The following is a 1,323-nucleotide window of genomic DNA, read 5'->3' as shown; positions in this document are numbered from 1 at the left end:
CTGCTCGAAAAAACACAAATGCCAGCCACTATCAAATTACTCGAATCGGCTCGTGCTTCCGTTCCAATGACAATTGGTTGGATAAAGCCCGTAGTTTTACTACCCATAGGCATGGCTTCGGGTCTGACAATCAAGCAATTGGAAGCTATTTTAGCCCACGAATTGGCTCATATTAAACGCTACGATTATTTAGTCAATATCTTCCAAAACTTCATCGAAATCTTGTTTTTCTTTCATCCTGCCACTTGGTTTATTTCGGGCAAAGTGCGTGATGAACGAGAAAACTGTTGTGATGATTTTGCAGTAGAAATCTGTGGCGATAGTTTGGTACTGGCCAAAGCTCTTACGCAAGTTGCGAGTTATCAGCAACAGCCACGTTTGGCAATGGCTTTCGGTGCAAAACGCCAAACTTTTATGGATAGAATCAAGCGTATTATTGGAATAAACGATTCAAAACCAATGAGTTACGGCAATTGGGCTGCGGTGATGGGAATGATTTTGGTGGTAGCTTTGGGCGTGGTTTATGCACAGAAAGAAGTGGCAAAAGAAAATTTATCCAGTGAAAAGAATTCTAATGTAAAGAGACAATTTGAGAATAAACTTGATTTTTATTTTTTTGAGATTCAAAATAAGAATATCGGCGTTTACAAAAATAATCAAGGAGAAATAGAGAAAATCTTAGTTGAAGGAAATGAATTGGAAGGTAAAGAATTTGCCGAAATGAAACTAAAAGTTATTGAATTTTTCAAAGATAAAAATGCTGATTTTACATTGATTAAAGGAATTGTCCCTGCGGAGATGAATCAACTTAAAAACCAATTTTTCTTTGAAAATATAACATCAGATACTTCAAAGCTTGAATTAGTAGAAGCCGAAATGGAGGCATTGGGCAAAGAAATGGAGAAATATGGTAAAGAAATGGAAGTGTTGAGCCGCCAAATGGAAGATAAAGCAAGGCCGATGGATAAATTATATGCAGAAATGTCACAGTATTCTGATAAAATGCGAGTTCCTCAACGCAAAATTCAAGATTTATCTATTCAGATGCAGGAGGTCAGTTTGGCAATGCAGAAAATCCATAATAAGTATATTGATGAAGATAGAATTCCTGCTGAAGTAGAAAAAAAATTGAAAGCACTTGAAAAGCAAGAGCGAGTATTAGAAAAGCAAATGAAGGAAGTTGAGCAAGAAATAACCGCTATTGAAGTTGAAATGCGACCAATTGACGAAAAAATAAAACGATTACCATCTCCAATGGATAGCTTAGGCCGATTGATGGAACGCTACTCAAAACCAATGGATAGCCTCGGTAAAATCATGGAG

1 protein-coding gene is annotated in these 1,323 nt (G+C 36.8%); it reads left to right on the top strand.

Annotated elements, in window-relative coordinates; translation table 11 throughout:
• Positions 1-18: 18 nt before the first annotated feature.
• A partial coding sequence (locus tag ACOVO2_RS12580; RefSeq protein WP_421770316.1) for a M56 family metallopeptidase occupies positions 19-1,323 on the top strand: 1,305 nt, incomplete at its 3' end.

Origin of the sequence: Emticicia sp., assembly GCF_049241225.1 — a bacterium.
Classification (GTDB): Bacteria; Bacteroidota; Bacteroidia; order Cytophagales; family Spirosomataceae; genus Emticicia.
This window is presented reverse-complemented; position numbering and strand designations above follow the sequence as displayed.